The 17,961-nt window shown below is 72.1% G+C and carries 20 protein-coding genes; 4 read left to right on the top strand and 16 right to left on the bottom strand.

What is annotated here, in order from left to right; genetic code table 11:
- Window positions 1–6: 6 nt before the first annotated feature.
- The 9 genes from rnc to P3T34_RS26175 all read right to left on the bottom strand — a co-directional run bounded on the left by rnc (window position 7) and on the right by P3T34_RS26175 (window position 8,904).
- Entirely contained in the window at window positions 7–783 is a 777-nt protein-coding gene (gene rnc, locus P3T34_RS26215; protein ID WP_348534686.1) for a ribonuclease III, read from the bottom strand.
- Between the two features lie 17 nt (window positions 784–800).
- On the bottom strand, window positions 801–974 hold the full coding sequence (gene rpmF / locus P3T34_RS26210; protein WP_030056747.1) for a 50S ribosomal protein L32: 174 nt from the start codon (window positions 972–974) through the stop codon (window positions 801–803).
- A 2-nt stretch (window positions 975–976) separates the two neighbouring features.
- A complete protein-coding gene (locus tag P3T34_RS26205; RefSeq protein ID WP_280668493.1) occupies window positions 977–1,627 on the bottom strand; it encodes a DUF177 domain-containing protein in 651 nt (216 codons plus the stop codon).
- Window positions 1,628–1,798: 171 nt separating this feature from the next.
- On the bottom strand, window positions 1,799–2,980 hold the full coding sequence (locus tag P3T34_RS26200; RefSeq protein WP_280668492.1) for a cell division initiation protein: 1,182 nt from the start codon (window positions 2,978–2,980) through the stop codon (window positions 1,799–1,801).
- A gap of 217 nt (window positions 2,981–3,197) precedes the next feature.
- Window positions 3,198–3,686, bottom strand: a complete 489-nt coding sequence (gene coaD / locus P3T34_RS26195; protein ID WP_280668491.1) for a pantetheine-phosphate adenylyltransferase — start codon at window positions 3,684–3,686, stop codon at window positions 3,198–3,200.
- Window positions 3,687–3,718: 32 nt separating this feature from the next.
- Entirely contained in the window at window positions 3,719–4,315 is a 597-nt protein-coding gene (rsmD, locus tag P3T34_RS26190; RefSeq protein ID WP_280668490.1) for a 16S rRNA (guanine(966)-N(2))-methyltransferase RsmD, read from the bottom strand.
- Between the two features lie 85 nt (window positions 4,316–4,400).
- Window positions 4,401–4,910, bottom strand: a complete 510-nt coding sequence (locus tag P3T34_RS26185; protein ID WP_280668489.1) for a hypothetical protein — start codon at window positions 4,908–4,910, stop codon at window positions 4,401–4,403.
- A gap of 106 nt (window positions 4,911–5,016) precedes the next feature.
- Window positions 5,017–7,230 carry an ATP-dependent DNA helicase RecG gene (recG, locus tag P3T34_RS26180; protein WP_280668488.1) on the bottom strand — a complete coding sequence of 738 codons (2,214 nt, stop codon included), beginning with the start codon at window positions 7,228–7,230 and terminating at the stop codon, window positions 5,017–5,019.
- 36 nt (window positions 7,231–7,266) lie between these two features.
- Window positions 7,267–8,904: a DAK2 domain-containing protein gene (locus P3T34_RS26175; protein WP_280668487.1), complete on the bottom strand. Its 1,638-nt coding sequence runs from the start codon at window positions 8,902–8,904 to the stop codon at window positions 7,267–7,269.
- Between the two features lie 291 nt (window positions 8,905–9,195).
- Here P3T34_RS26175 and rpmB point away from each other — a divergent pair, with 291 nt between their 5' ends.
- Window positions 9,196–9,381 carry a 50S ribosomal protein L28 gene (gene rpmB, locus P3T34_RS26170; protein ID WP_014138233.1) on the top strand — a complete coding sequence of 62 codons (186 nt, stop codon included), beginning with the start codon at window positions 9,196–9,198 and terminating at the stop codon, window positions 9,379–9,381.
- 123 nt (window positions 9,382–9,504) lie between these two features.
- On the opposite strand, the gene thiD is transcribed toward rpmB, so the two are convergent.
- The 3 genes from thiD to P3T34_RS26155 are packed head-to-tail and all read right to left on the bottom strand — an operon-like array spanning window position 9,505 to window position 12,360.
- Complete coding sequence (gene thiD / locus P3T34_RS26165; RefSeq protein ID WP_280668486.1) at window positions 9,505–10,302, bottom strand: bifunctional hydroxymethylpyrimidine kinase/phosphomethylpyrimidine kinase; 798 nt, start codon at window positions 10,300–10,302, stop codon at window positions 9,505–9,507.
- A gap of 24 nt (window positions 10,303–10,326) precedes the next feature.
- Complete coding sequence (locus tag P3T34_RS26160; RefSeq protein WP_280668485.1) at window positions 10,327–11,352, bottom strand: 6-phosphofructokinase; 1,026 nt, start codon at window positions 11,350–11,352, stop codon at window positions 10,327–10,329.
- 42 nt (window positions 11,353–11,394) lie between these two features.
- Entirely contained in the window at window positions 11,395–12,360 is a 966-nt protein-coding gene (locus tag P3T34_RS26155) for a thiamine-phosphate kinase (RefSeq protein ID WP_280668484.1), read from the bottom strand.
- Window positions 12,361–12,584: 224 nt separating this feature from the next.
- Here P3T34_RS26155 and P3T34_RS26150 point away from each other — a divergent pair, with 224 nt between their 5' ends.
- Entirely contained in the window at window positions 12,585–12,818 is a 234-nt protein-coding gene (locus P3T34_RS26150; protein ID WP_280668483.1) for an Lrp/AsnC ligand binding domain-containing protein, read from the top strand.
- A gap of 62 nt (window positions 12,819–12,880) precedes the next feature.
- Here the strand turns inward: P3T34_RS26150 and P3T34_RS26145 are convergent, their stop codons facing one another.
- From P3T34_RS26145 to P3T34_RS26135, 3 genes are all read right to left on the bottom strand, one after another.
- Complete coding sequence (locus tag P3T34_RS26145) at window positions 12,881–14,038, bottom strand: D-alanine--D-alanine ligase family protein (protein ID WP_280668482.1); 1,158 nt, start codon at window positions 14,036–14,038, stop codon at window positions 12,881–12,883.
- A gap of 67 nt (window positions 14,039–14,105) precedes the next feature.
- The gene (locus P3T34_RS26140) at window positions 14,106–15,107 is read right to left on the bottom strand and encodes an NAD(P)H-dependent glycerol-3-phosphate dehydrogenase (protein ID WP_280668481.1); all 1,002 of its coding nucleotides are present in this window, start codon (window positions 15,105–15,107) and stop codon (window positions 14,106–14,108) included.
- Window positions 15,104–15,928 (bottom strand): lysophospholipid acyltransferase family protein, encoded by an 825-nt coding sequence (locus P3T34_RS26135; RefSeq protein WP_280668480.1) that lies wholly within the window; start codon window positions 15,926–15,928, stop codon window positions 15,104–15,106. The genes P3T34_RS26140 and P3T34_RS26135 overlap by 4 nt, the downstream gene beginning before the upstream one ends.
- A 222-nt stretch (window positions 15,929–16,150) precedes the next feature.
- Between P3T34_RS26135 and cofC the strand changes: the two genes are divergently transcribed.
- Together cofC and P3T34_RS26125 are read left to right on the top strand one after the other, a co-directional pair.
- Window positions 16,151–16,825: a 2-phospho-L-lactate guanylyltransferase gene (gene cofC, locus P3T34_RS26130; protein WP_280668479.1), complete on the top strand. Its 675-nt coding sequence runs from the start codon at window positions 16,151–16,153 to the stop codon at window positions 16,823–16,825.
- Window positions 16,826–16,872: 47 nt separating this feature from the next.
- Window positions 16,873–17,091 carry a hypothetical protein gene (locus P3T34_RS26125; protein ID WP_280668478.1) on the top strand — a complete coding sequence of 73 codons (219 nt, stop codon included), beginning with the start codon at window positions 16,873–16,875 and terminating at the stop codon, window positions 17,089–17,091.
- A 141-nt stretch (window positions 17,092–17,232) separates the two neighbouring features.
- Here P3T34_RS26125 and P3T34_RS26120 read toward each other — a convergent pair whose 3' ends face one another.
- Window positions 17,233–17,916, bottom strand: coding sequence for an HU family DNA-binding protein (locus P3T34_RS26120; protein WP_280668477.1), 684 nt, complete (start codon window positions 17,914–17,916; stop codon window positions 17,233–17,235).
- Between the last annotated feature and the right edge of the window lie 45 nt (window positions 17,917–17,961).

The following is a 17,961-nucleotide window of genomic DNA, read 5'->3' as shown; positions in this document are numbered from 1 at the left end:
CGCCGCCTAGGCCGCGGAGGGGTTCGGGTCGCCGCCGTGCTTGGCCTTGATCGCGCGCCAGGCGCTCTCAGCGGCCTTCTGCTCGGCTTCCTTCTTCGACCGTCCGGTGCCACTGCCGTAGTCCTCGCCGGCCACCCGGGCGGCGGCGTTGAAGGTCTTCTCGTGGTCCGGGCCGGACTCCTCGACGACGTACTCGGGCACGCCAATGCCCACCGAGGCGGTCAGCTCCTGCAGGCTGGTCTTCCAGTCGAGACCGGCGCCCAGCTGGGAGGACTCCGCGATCAGCGGGTCGAAGAGCCGGTGCACGAACTCGGTCGCGGCCGGCAGGCCCTGGTCCAGGTAGATGGCACCGATCACGGCCTCGACGGTGTCGGCGAGGATCGACGACTTGTCACGGCCACCGGTCCCCTCCTCGCCCTTGCCGAGGCGGATGAAGGTGCCGAGCTCCAGGCCGCGGCCGACCTCGGCCAGCGCGCGGGAGTTCACCACCGCGGCGCGCAGCTTGGCGAGCGTGCCCTCCGGGACGTCCGGGTGGATCCGGTAGAGGGTGTCCGTCACCACCAGGCCGAGCACCGAGTCCCCGAGGAACTCCAGACGCTCGTTGGTGGGCAGTCCACCGTTCTCGTAGGCGTACGAACGGTGAGTGAGCGAACGCACCAGAAGGGCGCGCTCGAGTACGTACCCGAGGCGCCCTTCCAGGACGTCGTAGTCGCTCGACGCCGGCCCGCCGCCCTTCCCCCCATTGCTGGGAGACGACTTGCGGGAGGAAATGTCATCCGACATCGATCGTTGCCCGCCGATCAGACCGAGAGGACCTGGCGACGGTTGTACGTGCCGCAGCTCGGGCACGCGATGTGACCAAGCTTCGGCTCGTGGCAGCGGTCGCACGCGACGAGGGCCGGGACGACGGCCTTCCAGTTGGAACGTCGGTGGCGCGTGTTGCTGCGCGACATCTTCCGCTTCGGAACAGCCACGGCTACTTCTCCTGATCTTCGGCAGAACCCTCACGGGTGCTGCTGGTCTTGATTCCGTCACCCTCGTCGCCAGGGGCGGCGGAGAGTCCCTGCAATGCCGCCCACCGGGGGTCGGCGACATCATGGTGGTGGGCCGGGTCGTCGCTCAGGCGTGCTCCACACTCGGAGCACAGGCCCAGGCAGTCTTCCTGGCACACCGGCTGCAGCGGCAGTGCGAGCACCACCGCGTCACGCAGCACCGGCTGAAGGTCGAAGTAATCGCCCTCCAACCGGTAGATCTCATCCTCGTCCTCGTCGGACTCCTCCTCGGAGGAGGTTCCGCCGGTCCGGGTGCGCCCGCGCTCGTCGGCTTCCGGGTAGTAGTACAGCTCCTGGAAGTCCACATCGAGGCTGTCCTCGACCGGCTCCAGGCAGCGCACACACTCTCCGGTGACGTCGGCCTCGGCGGTGCCCGTAACGAGCACCCCTTCGACCACCGACTCCAGGCGCAGCTCCAGGACGATCTCGCTGTCCGTCGGAACGCCGATCACATCGACGATCCCCAGGCCCTCGGGGGCCTTCAGGGTGCGGGACACCTTGCGCAGCGATCCGGGGCGACGGCCGAGCTCATGCGTGTCGAACACGAGCGGGTCGCGGTGGTCGAGGCGGTTCAAGGTGTCCTGACTTCCTACGGCGGGCGCATTCCTACGCCACGCGAGTGGTTCTTGGGGGTGGTCCGGGTGCTGCGCAGTGGTGCGCGGGCAGCCGAACGGTCCGGTGTTGGAAAGACCGGAGTGGTCAGACTACCCGAGAGCGGCGCCAGCCCCAACTTGGGGCGAATTCGCTCAGCGGCCGCCGAGCTCCCGCAACCTGGTCATGTCGATCATGCTGGTGTCGAAGAAGCTGGTCTCGTCCAGACCCGCCTGCTGCTGCTGCGGCAGCTGGCCCGGCTGCACGGCCTGCTGCTGGTAACCGTACGGGTCGTAGCCCTGCTGGGCGGCCGGGTAGGGCTGCTCCTGCTGGTAGCCGTAGGGCGTCGCGTACGGGTCGGCCTGCTGCTGGTGGCCCTGGTAGCCGTACTGGCCGGCGTACGGATCGACCTGGCCGGCCGGGTCGTAGCTGCCGCCGTAGACCTCGGCGTAGTCGCCGGCCGGGTGCTGCGGGTGCTGCGGGGCGTAGGCCGGGTCCTGGCCGCCCTGGTACTGGGCGACAGCGGCGTACGGGGCGTCGCCGGGCGCGGCCTGCCAGCCGGCCTCGACGGGGGTCTGCTCGGGCCAGTTCTGCTGCTCCGGGACCTCCCGGTACCAGGGCTGCTCCTCGTCCCCGTCGGCGAAGCCGGCCGCCACCGCCTCGGCGCGGTCCTTCTGCTGCTGGGCCTGGTCGGCGGCGGCCAGGTAGGCGCCGAGCTCGTCGATCGGGGCCTTGCCGAGCAGCTTGTCGCGGCCGCGACCGACCGCCTCCAGGGTGCCACTGAGCACTGCCTGCAGGGTGGCGAGCTTCACATCGACGTACTCGTCGACCTCCGGGCTCGGGGTGTCCCGCGGCTGGAACTCCTCGCCGTCCGCCTCGGTCTCGTACGCGCTCTGCTCGCCGCGCAGCTTGTCGCGGCCGCGGCCGACCGCGCCCAGCGTCTTGGTCAGCACGACCTCGAAGTTGGCCAGCTTGCTGTCGACGTAGTCGTCGGCCTCCTGGCGCTTGACGGCGATCTCCTCGCGAGCCTCGGCCAGGATCCGGTCGGCCTCGGCCTGCGAGCGGCGGACCACCTCGGTGTCCGAGATCAGCGAGCCGCGCTCGGCGTGCGCCCCCTGGATGATCAGCTCCGCCTCGCCGCGGGCATCCGCCACCAGCTGCTCGTGGTCGGCCATCACCGACTGGGCCTGGGCGAGTTCGGTGGGCAGCGCGGCGCGCAGCTCCTGCAGCATGGCGACCAGCTCGGCCCGGTTCACCACACAGGACGACGACATGGGCATCGAGCGGGCGTTCTCGACCGCTGCGACGATCTCATCGACTTTGTTCTGCACGTCCACGGGTCTTCGTGTCTTTCCGTGTGCCGCCGGGATACGGGCGGAGGCAGCGGAGCCGGGCGGCGCCAGGGAGTTGGCCCTGGAGTGCCGCGAGGCGGGAGTACAGACTGTACGTCCACCCCGGGGCGGGATGACAACGCCGTGCAGCGCGGTGCCACCCGGGAGGCGGACAGTCCATGACGATCCGCCAGGCTCAGCCCGGGTCGTGCGTGGACGTCCGTCAGCTGGCCGCGCGCTCGGCGATCCTCGCGGTGAGCTTGCGGTTGACCACCTCGGGGATCAGGTGCGAGACGTCGCCGCCGTAGTGGGCCACCTCCTTGACCAGGGTCGAGGAGAGGAAGCTGTAGGTCGGCGAGGTCGGCACGAAGAGTGTCTCGACGCCGGACAGGCCGCGGTTCATCTGCGCCATCTGCAGCTCGTAGTCGAAGTCGCTGACCGCCCGCAGGCCCTTGACGATGGCCGGGATGTTGCGGTCGCGGCAGAAGTCGACCAGCAGGCCGTGGTGCGACTCGACCTCGACGTTGCCGTAGACGGCGGTGGTCTCCTCGATCAGCGCGATGCGCTCCTCGATGCTGAACAGGCCCGACTTGTTCTTGTTGATCGCCACTGCGACGTGCACCACGTCGTAGAGCTTGGAGGCCCGCTCGATGATGTCGAGGTGCCCGTTGGTGATCGGGTCGAAGGAGCCCGGGCAGACGGCGCGGCGCATGAGGTGTGGTGTCCCTTCGGTTGGTCGCCCGGTCAGTTCGCCCGGTCGGCGTCGTCGGCCGCGGCCTCGGTGGCCTGGCCATACCAGAGCGTGCCCTCGCCGTAACGGCGCGAGCGGAGCGCTTCGAAGCCCTCGGGCCAGCCGAACTCGCCGCCTCTGGTGCTGCGTTCCACGGTGACGAGTGCGTCCTCGGTGAGCCAGCCCCCAGCCCGGAGTGTGATCAGCATCTCGCGCAGTTCCTGGTCCGTGACGGCGTAGGGCGGGTCGAGGAAGACCGTGTCGTACGGGTCCTCGGGCGGCCGGCCGGCCACCACCCGCTCGGCGCGGTCGGCGCGGACCTCGGCGCCGGGCAGCGCGATCACCCTGACGTTCTCCCGGATGACCCGGGCCGCCGAGGCGTCCGCCTCGACCAGCAGCACATGCGCGGCGCCGCGCGAGAGCGCCTCCAGGCCCACCGCGCCGGAGCCGCCGAAGAGGTCGAGCAGCCGGATCCCGGTCAGGGTGCCGCGCAGCGCCTCCAATGTGGAGAACATCGCCTCGCGGGCCTTGTCGGAGGTCGGACGGGTGCTGCGGCCTGGCGGTACGGCCAGCCGCCGGCCACCGGCGACCCCGGCGATCACGCGGGTCATGACGATCCTGAACTGTCGGAGCTGTCTCTGCCGTGACCACGCTATACGCCCTCCTGTCCGGTACCGGACAGGAGGGCGCCCGGGGCTACTCCTGCGGCGCGGCGCCCAGCAGGGTCGGCGAGGCATAGCGGGACCAGGAGAGGCACCCGTCGGGCGGGCAGTGCTCGGGGCGGCGCGGGTCGTGGCCCAGCTCGCGCAGCTTGGTGCGTACGGAGTCCGGCGTGCGGCCGAACCGGGCGGCTATCCGGGCGATGGTCTCGTTCTCGTGGAAGCGCCGGACCAGCTCCTCCTCGTGCTGCGGCACCCAGGGGGCGCCGTGGCCGGGGTAGAGCTCGCGCAGCACGTCGCGGTCGGGGATCGGCTCGGAGACGTCGGCGACGATCGCCAGGGCGCGCAGCGCGCGGTTGAGCGCGATCCGCAGGCTGGCGACGTCCTCCACCGGGAGGCGCAGCTTGCCGGAGGCCAGCGGGGTGGCGGCGGCCCCCTCGCGCCAGCCGGTCAGGGTGAGGGTGACCTCTCGGTCGTCGTCGCTGGCGAGTTCGATCCGGAAGACCTTGTCGCCGAGCGGGAGCTCGTTGAGATGACGGAATGCCATGGCAGGACCCCCAAGTGTCGTGCCAGGAACGCACCTTGAGGTGCGCCCTGAACACCTTCATTCTCTCCTGGGGCACTGACAATTCCGGGGCGTGCGCCGGTCGGGCTCAGCCCTTCTCCAGGTACTCCGCGCGGTCCTCGTCGAGCAGGCTCTCCAGCGCCGTCTTGAGGTCCGGATGGTCCTTCAACTCCGGGTCGACGGCGACCAGCCGGGCCGCCGCCTCGCGGGCGGTGGCGATCACGTCCTCGTCCTCCAGCACCGAGAGCACCTTGAGCGAGGACTTCACGCCGGACTGCGCCTGGCCCAGCACATCGCCCTCGCGGCGCTGCTCCAGGTCGATCCGGGAGAGCTCGAAACCGTCCAGCGTGCCGGCCACCGCGTCCAGCCGGGCGCGCGCCGAACTGCCCGCCGGCATCTCGCTGACCAGCAGGCACAGGCCCGCCGCGCTGCCGCGCCCGACACGGCCGCGCAGCTGGTGCAGCTGGGAGACACCGAAGCGGTCGGCGTCCATGATCACCATGGCGGTGGCGTTGGGCACGTTCACCCCGACCTCGATCACCGTGGTCGCCACCAGGACGTCCACCTGACCGGCCCCGAAGCGCTTCATCACGTCGTCCTTGGCCTCCGGGGCGAGCCGGCCGTGCAGGATCTCCACCCGCAGCCCGGCCAGCGGGCCCTTGGCCAGCATCTCGGCGGTGGCCACCACGGCCAGCGGCGGGCGGCGCTCGTCGCTGCCGGCGCCGAGATCCTCCGGGTCGTCCGCGGCGGCCTTGCGCTTCTTCTTCGGATCCTCCGGCTCATCGCCGATCCGCGGGCAGACCACATACGCCTGGTGGCCCTTGCCGACCTCCTCGCGGACCCGCTCCCAGGCCCTGGCGAGGAAGTTGGGCTTCTCCAGCGAGGGCACCACATGGCTGGAGATCGGCGAGCGGCCGGCCGGCAGCTGGTCCAGGACGGAAGTCTCCAGGTCGCCGAAGACCGTCATCGCCACCGTGCGCGGGATCGGCGTGGCGGTCATCACCAGCAGGTGCGGGGGCTGCTCGCCCTTGGCGCGCAGCGCGTCGCGCTGCTCGACGCCGAAGCGGTGCTGCTCGTCGACGACGACCAGGCCGAGATCCTGGAACTGCACCTTGTCCTGGATCAGCGCGTGGGTGCCGATCGCGATCCCGGCGTCCCCGCAGGCCATGTCGAGCAGCACCTGGCGGCGGGCCGGCACCCCCATCGACCCGGTCAGCAGCACGACTTTGGTGCCGTGTTCGGAGCCGCCGAGCATCCCTCCCTCGGCCAACTCCCCCATCATCTCGACGATCGAGCGGTGGTGCTGCTGGGCGAGCACCTCGGTCGGCGCCAGCAGCACCGCCTGGCCGCCGGCGTCCACCACGGTGAGCATCGCGCGCAGCGCCACCAGGGTCTTGCCGGAGCCGACCTCGCCCTGCAGCAGCCGGTGCATCGGGTGCTCGGTCGCCAGGTCGGTGAAGATCTCCGCGCAGACCGACTGCTGGCCCTCGGTCAGGGTGAACGGGAGCTTGGCGTCGAAGGCGTCAAGGAGGCCGCCGGAGCGCACCGCGCGGGCCACCGCGGGCAGCGCGGAGTCGGCGGCCCGGCGCTGCGCGAGGGCGACCTGCAGGACGAAGGCCTCGTCCCAGCGCAGCCGGTTCTGCGCGCGCTCGCGGTCGGCGTGGGTGCGCGGGCGGTGGATCGACTCCAGTGCCTCGGGCAGCGGGATCAGCGCGTGCTCGGCACGCAACTCGGCCGGCAGCGGCTCGCCGACGCCCTCCCAGCCGGTGGCGGCCAGACTGTCCAGCGCCAACTCGACGCACTGCGCCAACTTCCAGCTGGGGAACTGGGCGCTGGCCGGGTAGACCGGGATCAGCCGGCCGGCGAACTTCTCGGCGACGCCTGCCTCGGCGTCGGCGTCCAGCAGCTGGTAGTCGGGCGCGGCCAGCTGGCGGGTCCGGTTGAAGACGCCGACCTTGCCCGCGAAGAGCCCCTGTGCGCCGGGCCGCAACTCCTTCTGCCGCCAGCCCTGGTTGAAGAAGACCAGGGTCAGCTTGCCGCGCCCGTCGGTGACCACCACCTCCAGGCGGTCGCCGCGGCGCTGCTTGAACGGGATCAGGGTGACCTTCTCGATCCGGGCGACCACGGTGACGTGCTCGTCCACCTCGAGGTCGTCCAGGCTGGTCAACTCCCCGCGCTCGGCGTACCGGCGCGGGTAGTGGTGCAGCAGGTCACCGACCGTGCGCAGCTTGAGGCTGTCGGCCAGCACCTTCGCGGTGCGGTCGCCGACGAGCTTGATCAGGGGTTCGTCCAATGCGGCCATCAGGCCCTATTGGACACCACAGGTACGACATGAGGCTCACTCCACCCCGATGAGCAGCGGCGCGCTCTGCCGACCGCCCGCGAAGACCACGGTGTCCACCTCGGGCCGCTGCTTGCGGGCGTGCGCCACCAGCTGCTCGGCGAGCCCGTCCGGGGCGTCCTCGCCGAGCACCAGGGTGACCAGCTCGCCGCCGGCCGCCAGCATCCGGGAGAGCAGCTCGGCGCCGGTCGCGGCGATCCCGCGGCCGATCACGGCGACGTCCCCGTCGATCAGGCCGAGCACGTCACCGGCCTGGCAGACCCCGGCCATCGTCCAGGACTCCCCCTCGGCGACGGCCAGTTCGGCATACCGGGTGGCGCCGGCGGCGGAGGTCATGGCGACCACGTCCTCGTCGAACCGGCGGGCGGCCTCGTGGACGGCCAGCGCGGCCAGCCCCTGCACCGGCGAGCGGGTGGGCAGCACCGCGATCCGCACACCCTCCTCGCGCAGCTGGTCGGCGGCGGCGCCCGCGGTGGCCCGCAGCTCGGGGTCGTTGAGCAGCACGATCACCTCGCTGGCCGCGCAGCGGCGGACCGCCTGCGCCAGTTCGGCGCTGGACGGCGGCGCGTCCGGGTCGGCCCGCAGCACGGCCGCGCCCGCGCGGGTGCAGAGCTCGGCCAGGCCCTCGCCGGTGACCACGCTCAGCACTGCCCGGGCGACCGGCTCGGCGGGGCTGCCGGTGCCGGCGCGGGCGGCGGCCTCGGCGAAGTGCGTGATCCGGATCCGGTACGGCCGGCCGGCCCGCACGCCGGCCTCCACGGCCGCGCCCGCGTCGTCCACGTGCACATGGACGTTCCACAGCCCGTCGCCGCCGCCGACCACCAGCGAGTCGCCGAGCTCGGCCAGGCGGCGTCGCAGTGCGGGCAGCGCCTGGTCCGGGGCGTCCAGCAGGTAGATCACCTCGAAGGCCGGGTGGCCGGGGCCCGGCGGGCGCTGGTGGCCCTCGCAGCCCGCCGCGAGGCCCGCGTCCTGTCCCAGGTCCTCGCCGAACGCGACCGGACCCATCGGCTGCTGCCCGGTCACCGCGTCCGCCAGCGCGCCGAGCACCGCCACCAGGCCCCGCCCGCCGGCGTCCACCACACCCGCCCTGGCCAGCACGGCGAGCTGCGAGGGGGTGCGCAGCAGCGCCCGGCGGGCCTCCTGGTGGGCGGCGCCGGCGACCTCGGCCAGCGTCCCGGCCGCCTGTTCGGCCCGCTCGGCGCTCTCGGCGGCGCAGGCCGCCACCGTCAGCAGCGTGCCCTCCACCGGCTCGGCCACCGCCTGGTAGGCCGCCTCGCAGCCCCGGCGCAGCGCCGCGCCCAGCGCCTGCGGCCCGCCGCCCCGGGCGGCCAGGATCTCGGCGGCGCCGCGCAGCAGTTGGGCCAGGATCACCCCGGAGTTGCCGCGCGCGCCGAGCAGCGCGCCCTTGGCCATCGCCTTGACCGCGGTGTCCAGGCCGGGCTCCTGCTCCGCCTCGAAGCAAAGCTCGACGGCGGCGGTGGCCGACTCCACGGTCAGGTAGAGGTTGGTCCCGGTGTCACCGTCCGGTACGGGGTACACGTTGAGCGCGTCGATCTCCTCGCGGGCCTGGCCGAGCGCGGAGAGTGCGAGCCGGCACCAGGTGCGGACCGCGAGGGCGTCAAGCGTGTCCAGCACCGGGGTCTCCTCCAGGTGAACGCAACGGGAACGGGGGGCGAGGCGGGTGACGCGCTCCTCGGCAGGTTATCCGGGCGGTGGCGGGATCACCGCTGGCAGGAGGCCTGGCGGGGCGGGGTACCGGCCGGACATGGTAATTTCCTTGAACCGGAGTGGGCGAGGTATGCTGCTTCGGTTGCCTGGAACAGTCCAGGCTCACCCCTTGAGTCGAGTCGGTCCACGCGAGTGGTCCGGGGCGGATCAGCCGGGGTTTTCGAACGTAAATGATTCTGAAGTCTTGGAGTGACTCCTGTGGCTGCCAACTGCGACGTCTGCGGCAAGGGGCCGGGCTTCGGCAACAGCATCTCCCACTCACACCGCCGTACCCCTCGTCGTTGGAACCCCAACATCCAGACGGTGCGCGCTGTGATCGGGCGGACGCCGAAGCGGCTCAACGTCTGCACCTCGTGCATCAAGGCCGGTAAGGTCTCGCGCTGACGCGCAGACCGGTAAGCCGGTCCTCCAGTAAGCCGGTCCATCCTCGGATGGGTCGGCTTTCTGTTTGGTCTTGTGAAGCACCAGTAGGGCCCGGCACTCCAGTGCCGGGCCCTACTTGGCGTCTCAGCGGGTGCGCCAGCCGTGGTCGACCGGCCCGATGCCCGCGCCGAGCGCGAAGCCGGCCCGGATCGCCCCGGTGACGTACTCCTTGGCGGCTCCGACGGCTGCCGGCACGTCCCGCCCCTTGGCCAGCTCGGAGGCGATCGCGCTGGCCAGCGTGCAGCCGGTGCCGTGGGTGTGCCGGTTGTCATAGCGCGCCGAGCGGAACCAGTGCTCGGAGCCGTCCGCGCCGACCAGCAGGTCGGCGGCCTCGCCGGCCAGGTGGCCGCCCTTGACCAGCACCCAGCGCGGGCCGAGCGCCAGCAGCGCCTCGGCGGCCGGGCGCATCTCGTGCTCCTCGGTGACGGTGATGCCGGTGAGCTGCGCCACCTCGTGCAGATTGGGCGTGGCCAGCGTGGCGACCGGCAGCAGCCGGGTCCGGACGGTGGCGACGGCCTCGGCGGCGAGCAGCGCGTCCCCGTGCTTGGAGACCCCGACCGGGTCGACCACCACCGGCACGTCCACGCCCGCGAGCAGCTCGGAGACCGTCTCGACCAGCTCGATCGAGGCCAGCATGCCGGTCTTCACGGCCTGCACGCCGATGTCGTCCACCACACTGCGGAACTGGTCCCGGACGGCCTGGGCGGGCAGCTCCCAGTAGCCCTGGACGCCTAGCGAGTTCTGCGCGGTGACGGCGGTGATCACGCTCATCCCGTGCACCCCGAGGGCGAGCATCGTCTTGAGGTCGGCCTGGATGCCGGCTCCGCCTCCGGAGTCGGACCCGGCGATGGTGAGGACCCGCGCGGGGGCTGTTGCTGACATGCGCCCCAACCTACCGAATACGCCCTACAGGACGGCTTCGGATTCCGCCCAGCGGTCCTGCGGGACGGTCTTCAGCCCGGCGATCGCGTCGGCGACCGGGACCAGCTCGATCTCGGTGCCGCGCAGCGCGGTGAAGTGGCCGAACGCGCCCTTGTGGACGGCCTCCACCGCGTGCCAGCCGAACCGGGTGGCGAGCACCCGGTCGCGGGCGGTGGGGGTGCCGCCGCGCTGGGTGTGACCGAGGATCACCGTCTTGGACTCCTTGCCGAGCAGGTCCTCCAACTCGTGGGCGAGCCGGGTGCCGATCCCGCCGAAGGTCTGGTGGCCGTACTGGTCGACCATGCCGTGGTCGAAGGGGAACGTGCCGGGCGCCGGCTTGGCGCCCTCGGCGACCGCGACGATGGCGAACTTCTTGCCGCGCTCGAAGCGCTCCTCGATCATCCGGGCGACCGCCTCGATGTCGAACGGCTTCTCCGGGATCAGGATGCCGTGCGCGCCACCCGCCATACCGGCGGTGAGCGTGATCCAGCCGGTGTGCCGGCCCATCAGCTCGACCACCATCACGCGCTGGTGGGACTCGGCGGTGGTCTTCAGCCGGTCGATGGCCTCGGTGGCGACGTGCACGGCGGTGTCGAAGCCGAAGGTGACGTCGGTGGCCTCGATGTCGTTGTCGATCGTCTTGGGCACGCCGACCACCGGCAGCCCGGCGTCGCTGAACAGCTGGGCGGCGGTCAGCGTGCCCTCGCCGCCGATCGCGATCAGCGCGTCGATGCCGAGGTTGCCGGCCAGCGTCCGCGCGTTCTCGACGGCCCACATGATCCGCTCGCGCTGCACCCGGGCCGAGCCGAGGATGGTGCCGCCCATGGTGAGCAGCCCGGTGACGTCGTCGTGGCCGATGATCCGGGCCCGGCCCTCGATCAGGCCGCGGAAGCCGTCCTCGATGCCGAGGATCTCGTCCCCGTGCACGTCCAGGCCCCGGTGCACCACCGAGCGGATCACCGCGTTGAGCCCGGGGCAGTCGCCTCCGCTGGTCAGGACACCGATGCGCATGCGTTCAAGACTACGCGGTCGCTTCGCTGAGTTGATCCACCGTCACTCTGCGAAGTGGTCCCAACCCGCCGTCCGCTCCCAGGGAGCGCCGTCCACGGTGACCCGGCCCTGGTGCCCGGTCCGGGCCCGGCCGGCCACCTCGCCCACCACCCGCCAGCGGGCCGGCAGCTGGACGCTCGGCGGGAAGGTCGCCACGATCGCGTGGTCCTCGCCGCCGGAGAGCACCCAGACCAGCGGGTCCACGCCGACCGCCTGCCCGATGTCGGCCATCTGGGCCGGTACGTCGAAGTCGGCCGCCCGCAGGTCGATGTCCACCGCGCTGGCGGCGGCCACATGTCCGAGGTCGGCGACCAGGCCGTCGCTGACGTCGACCATCGAGGTCGCGCCGAGCTCGGCCGCCGCCGGACCCGCGTGGTACGGCGGCTCCGGCCGGCGGTGCGCCTCCACGAACGCGCGCGGCGAGCGGAACCCGCGGGAGAGCACCGTCAGGCCCGCCGCCGACCAGCCCAACCAGCCGGTCACCGCGACCACATCACCCACTTGGGCGCCCGCGCGGGTCACCGGGGCCCGGCCCTGCAGGTCGCCCAGCGCGGTGATCGCCAGGGTGATGGTGTCGCCGCGCACCACGTCGCCGCCGACCACCGCGGCGCCGGCCACCTGGCACTCGTCGCGCAGGCCGTCCATCATCTCGGTGGCCCAGGTGGTGGGCAGGTCGGCGGGGGCGACCAGGCCGAGCAGTATCGCGGTCGGCACGGCGCCCATCGCGGCGATGTCGGCGAGGTTCTGCGCGGCGGACTTGCGGCCCACGTCGTAGGCGGTGGACCAGTCGCGGCGGAAGTGCCGGCCCTCGATCAGCACATCGGTGGTGGCGACCACCCGGCCGTCGGGCGCCTTGACCACGGCGGCGTCGTCACCCGGGCCGAGCTCGACCGACGGGGTGAGCGGCAACCGCGCCGTGAGTTCCCTGATGAGTCCGAACTCGCCGAGCTCGCCCACGGTCCCCTGCATGTGCCGTCCTCTCCTGCATCCTGGCGCGGCCGTACGGAGGCACGGCGCGCTCCCCGCGCGAAGCGTACGCCCCCGGGCCGGGCCGGGGTCTCCCCTCCCGGGCCTGCCGCGCGGTAGCGTGGTGATCCAGCTCCCTGTGGCGTGCCGCCCCCACCCATCCCACCTGTGCGGAACGCCGGCGGAGCCTGTCGTGAACCCCATCCCCAGCCGCCGGGAGGTTCTCCGTGGTACAGGCATACATCCTGATCCAGACCGAAGTGGGCAAGGCCAGCGCCGTGGCCGCGTCCATCGCCAAGATCGACGGCGTCCTGCAGGCCGAGGACGTCACCGGACCCTACGACGTGATCGTGCGCGCCGAGGCCGAAACCGTGGACGATCTCGGCCGTCTGGTCGTCGCCCAGATCCAGCAGGTCGAGGGCATCACCCGGACCCTGACCTGCCCGGTGGTGCATCTCTGACGAGTGCACGGCGGTGACGTGCATCGCGGCCCCGGCGCACTCGCGCCGGGGCCGCGATGGTGTCAGCGCAGGCCGGTGGAGCGGCGCAGCGCCGCCTGCAGCAGCCGGTCGATCAGCTCGGCGTAGGGCACTCCGGTGGCCTCCCACATCTTCGGGTAGGCCGAGATCGGGGTGAAGCCGGGCATCGTGTTGATCTCGTTGACGACCCAGCGGCCGTCGGTGAGCAGGAAGAAGTCCACCCGGGCCAGGCCCTCGCAGCCCAGCGCCTCGAAGGCGGCCACCGCCTGGCGGCGGATCTCGGCGGTCTCACCCTCCGTCAGCTGCGCGGGGATCCGCACCTCGGAGGAGTCGATGTACTTCGCCTCGAAGCTGTAGAAGTCGAACTCGCCGCCGACCAGCACCTCGGCCGGCAGGCTGGCCCGCGGGCCGTCCTCGAACTCCAGGACGGCGCACTCCAGCTCGCGTCCCTCCAGGCCCGCCTCGACGATCACCCGGGGGTCGTGCCGACGGGCCTCCTCGATCGCGGCGTCCAGGTCGGCGACGTCCTTGACCTTGGTGATGCCGATGCTGGAGCCGGCCCGGCAGGGCTTGACGAAGACCGGCAGGCCGAGCTCGGCGATCCGCATCCGGGCCGCGGCCCGGCCCTGCTCGCTCTCCCAGTCGCGCGGGCGCAGCACGGTGTACGGGCCGACGCCGATACCGAAGGACTGCAGCACCCGCTTGGTGTACTCCTTGTCCATGCCGACCGCGCTGGCCAGCACGCCGGAGCCGACGTACGGCACCCCGGAGAGCTCCAACAGGCCCTGCAGCGTGCCGTCCTCGCCCCACGGGCCGTGCAGCAGCGGCAGCACCACGTCGACCTCGCCGAGGACCTTGGGCGCGGCGCCGGGCTCGCTCCAGAGCACCTCGCGGGAGGCCGGGCTGGCCGGCAGGACGACCGCGCCGTCCGTCTGTTCGGCGATCTGCGCGACGTCCGGCAGCTTGCCGTCGGTGATCGCGAACCGGGACAGCTCGTCGCTCACCAGGGCCCAGCGGCCCTCATGGGTGATGCCGATCGGCAGCACGTCGTACTTCGTGCGGTCGATGGACTTCAGGACGCTGCCGGCCGTGGACACCGAGATCGCGTGCTCGGAGCTGCGGCCGCCGAAGACGACGGCGACCCGGGGCTTGCGCCCGTCGCCGGTGGCCTGCGGGTTCGGGGAGGTCGATTCGATGCTCATATCGGATCTGAGACTACCGTGCGACTGTTTGGTTCCCTCGTTACCCGCGTCACTCGCGCTCCGGCGTCTAACGGCGCTCGGACTTGGCCGAGCGGGCCATCAGCTGGGTCAGCGCCTGCTGGGTGGGCCGGCCGTTGTGCACCACGTCCACCACGGCCTCGACGATCGGCATGTCGACGCCGTTGCGCCGGGCCAGGTCGAGCACCGACTCGCAGGACTTGACGCCCTCGGCGGTCTGCCGGGTCGCCGCGATGGTCTCCGCCAGCGACATCCCACGGCCCAGGTTGGTGCCGAAGGTGTGGTTGCGGGAGAGCGGCGAGGAGCAGGTGGCGATCAGGTCGCCCATCCCGGCCAGACCCGCGAAGGTCAGCGGATCGGCGCCCAGCACCACGCCGAGACGGGTGATCTCGGCGAGCCCGCGGGTCATCAGGGTGGCCTTGGTGTTGTCGCCCAGGCCCATCCCGTCGGCCATCCCGACCGCCAGGCCGATCACGTTCTTGACCGCGCCGCCGAGCTCGCAGCCGATCACGTCGGTGTTGGTGTACGGGCGGAAGTACGGGGTGTGGCAAGCGGTCTGGAAGCGCTGGGCGACCGCCTCGTCGGTGCAGGCGACCACCGTGGCGGCCGGCTGCCGGTTGGCGATCTCCGGGGCCAGGTTGGGCCCGCTGACCACCGCGACCCGCTCGGGGCCGACGCCGGCCACCTCGCCGATCACCTCGCTCATCCGCTTGGCGGTGCCGAGTTCAATGCCCTTCATCAGGCTGACAAGGACGGTCTGCGGGCCCAGCGCCGGCGACCAGGCGGCGAGGTTCTGCCGCAGCGTCTGGGAGGGCACCACGAGCACCGCGAAGTCGGCGCCGTCCAGCGCGGCGAACGCGTCGGTGGTCGCGCCGATGCCCGCCGGGAGCTTGAGGTCGGGCAGGTAGTCGGGGTTGACCCGGCGGGTGTTGATCGCCTCCACCAGCTCCGGGCGGCGGCCCCAGAGGGTGACCTCGCAGCCCGCGTCGGCCAGGATCATCGCGAACGCGGTACCCCAGGAACCGGTTCCGAACACTGCACAGCGGGTCACTTGGTGGGCTCCTCGTCGGTGGTGACGGCGCGGTCGCGCCGGTCCTCGGCCTGCCGGCCGCGCTGCTCGGCAGCCCGGCGCATGTCGAAGCGGGTGGCGGGCGGCTGCTCGCCGCGAATGCCGGCCAGCACCTCGGTGATCGCCGCCATGATGTCCTCGGTCGCCTCGCGCAGCACCTGGGCGGTGAGTTCGCGCCCCTGGTACCTGCTCAGGTCCACCGGCGGACCCGCCACCACCTGCACCCGGTGCCGGGGGAACAGGCTGAGCCGGGCCTTGCCCTTGTCGCGACCGCCGTAGCCGTACGGCGGGACGATCTCGTGCGCGCCCCAGTGCGCCACCGGGATGACCGGAGCGCCGGTCATCAGGGCGACCCGGGCCGCGCCGCTCTTGCCGGTCATCGGCCACAGGTCAGGGTCCCGGGTGAGCGTGCCCTCGGGGTAGAACTGCACGACCTGGCCGTTGTTGACCGCGTCGATGGCGGCCCGGAAGGCCTTCGCCGCGTCGGTGGAATCGCGGTAGACCGGGATCTGACCGGTCTTGCGCAGCATGAAACCGATGAAAGGAACCGAGAACACCGCCGACTTGCCGAGCATCCGCGGCGGGCGGCCGCTGTTGTACTGGAAGTGTGCGTAGATCAGCGGATCGATCACCGAGTTGTGGTTCACCACCGTCAGGAAGCCACCCTCCTTCGGGAGGTGCTCCCAACCGCGCCAGTCCGGCTTCACCAGTGCGGTCGTCACCGGTTTCACCAGAACCGCGGCGAAGCGGTACCAGATTCCGTAGTCCGCGTTGCCGAAACGGGCGTACGAGCGGCGGGCCACCCCAGGTCCTCCTCGTGTGGTGCGGCACGTGGGGTGCCGCAGGCGTCGGTTCGCGTCGGTTGACTTCGCGTCGGTTGACAAGGAAACCCTGGTCATCCTCGCCACGGCAAATAGCCCTGTCGAGCGGCCTTTCCCGTAGGTCCGGTCCGAGTGACCAATCGCACGTCACACCCCACGGGGCTGTCTGGCGCAGACTCCCGGCCCGGCACCAGAATGGCGCGGATGACCCAGCACACCGTACGCCCAACCTCCCCGGCCGCGCGGGGCCGGTCGGCCGGCTGGTCCCTGGTCCTGCCGGTGAAGGCGCTCGCTCAGGCCAAGTCCCGGTTGGGCGAATACGCCGGTGAGCGCCGCGAGGAGCTCGCGCTCGCCTTCGCGGTGGACACCGTCACGGCCGCGTTGAACTGCCCGGCGGTCGGGCGGGTCCTGGTGGTCTCGCGGGACCCGCTGGCGGGGCCTCTGCTGGCCCGGCTCGGCGCCGTCCTGGTGACCGACGAGCCGGGCGGCGGGCTCAATCCCGCGCTGGCGCACGGCGCCGCCCGCGCGCGGGCACTGGCTCCCGACGCGCCCCTGGCCGCGCTCTCCGCCGACCTGCCCGCGCTGCGACCGGAGGAACTGGACAGGGTGCTGACCGCGGTCCCCGCGAGCGGACGGGCCTTTCTGGCCGACTCCCCCGGCATTGGCACGACCCTGCTGGCCTGTTCGCCCGACCACCGGCTGCGGCCCGCCTTCGGCGGCGCCTCGCGCGAGCGGCACGCGGCGGGCGGTGCGCTCGAACTCGCGCTCCTGGACGTCCCGTCGGTCCGCCGGGACGTGGACACCGCGGCCGACCTCGCCGAGGCGCTGCGGCTGGGCGTCGGGCGCTGCACCGCGGCGGTCGCGGCCGCGCTGGTCTGATCCGGTCCGACCGGCCCGCTGTCGGTGGGGCGGTTTAAGCTGGCGGCATGCAGGCCACCGCGTTCACGTTCGACTCCGAGACCCGCGCCGGCTCCGTGCTGCTCGACGACGGCACCCCGGTGCCCTTCGACGCCGCCGCGTTCGACGCCGGCGGGCTGCGGCTGCTGCGTCCCGGCCAGCGGGTGCGGATCCGCACCGAGGGTGCGGGCGAGGCCCGCCGGGTGGTCTTCGTGACGCTGCAGACCTTCGCCGACCCCGGGGCCTGAGCTCCCCTGCCGACCTCCCCGTCGACTCGACTGCCGCTGCGGCCAGTTGCGACACAGCCGCGGCGGCCCGCTCTCCGAACCGGAGAGCGGGCCGCCGCGGCTGTGCAGGGTCCTGGCGGACCGCTGAAATGCAGACTGCTGTTACTTCGCGGCGGTCTTGCGCGCCGTGGTCTTGCGCGTGGTGGTCTTCTTGGCCGGCGCGGTCTTCTTCACCGCGGCGGCCTTCTTGGCGACCGTGGCCGTGGCCTTCTTGGCGGTGGCGGTGGTCTTCTTGGCCGCCGCGGCCTTGGTGGCGGGGGTGGCCTTCTTGGCCGCCGTGGCGGTCTTCTTGACCGGGGTCGCCTTCTTGGCGACGGCGGCCTTCTTCGCCGCGGTCGCGGTGGTCTTCTTGGCCGCGGTCTTCTTGACCGGAGCGGCCGCCTCGGCGGCAGCGGCGGACGCGACGCGCTTGGTGGCGGCGCGCTTCACGGCGGCGGTGGTGCCGCTCTTGCCGGGGGTCAGCGAGCCCTTGGGGGCCTTCTTGACCGAGGGACCCTCCTTCGGCAGCTTCTTGCTGCCGCTGACCAGGTCCTTGAAGCCCTGGCCGGGGCGGAAGCGCGGCACCGAGGTCTTCTTGACCTTGACCTTCTCGCCGGTCTGCGGGTTACGGGCGAAGCGCGCGGAGCGCTCCACCTTCTCGAAAGTGCCGAAACCCGTGACCGACACCCGGTCACCGGCCACAACGGCACGCACCATGGTGTCGAGCACTGCGTCGACGGCCTCTGCGGCAGCCTTGCGACCACCCAGCTGCTCGGCCACCGCTTCGACAAGCTGAGCCTTGTTCACGTCTTCCCCTTCAGAAACGGGCGCCGGATGATTCCATCCGTTCAA

Source organism: Kitasatospora sp. MAP12-44 (assembly GCF_029892095.1).
Classification (GTDB): Bacteria; Actinomycetota; Actinomycetes; order Streptomycetales; family Streptomycetaceae; genus Kitasatospora.
This window is presented reverse-complemented; position numbering and strand designations above follow the sequence as displayed.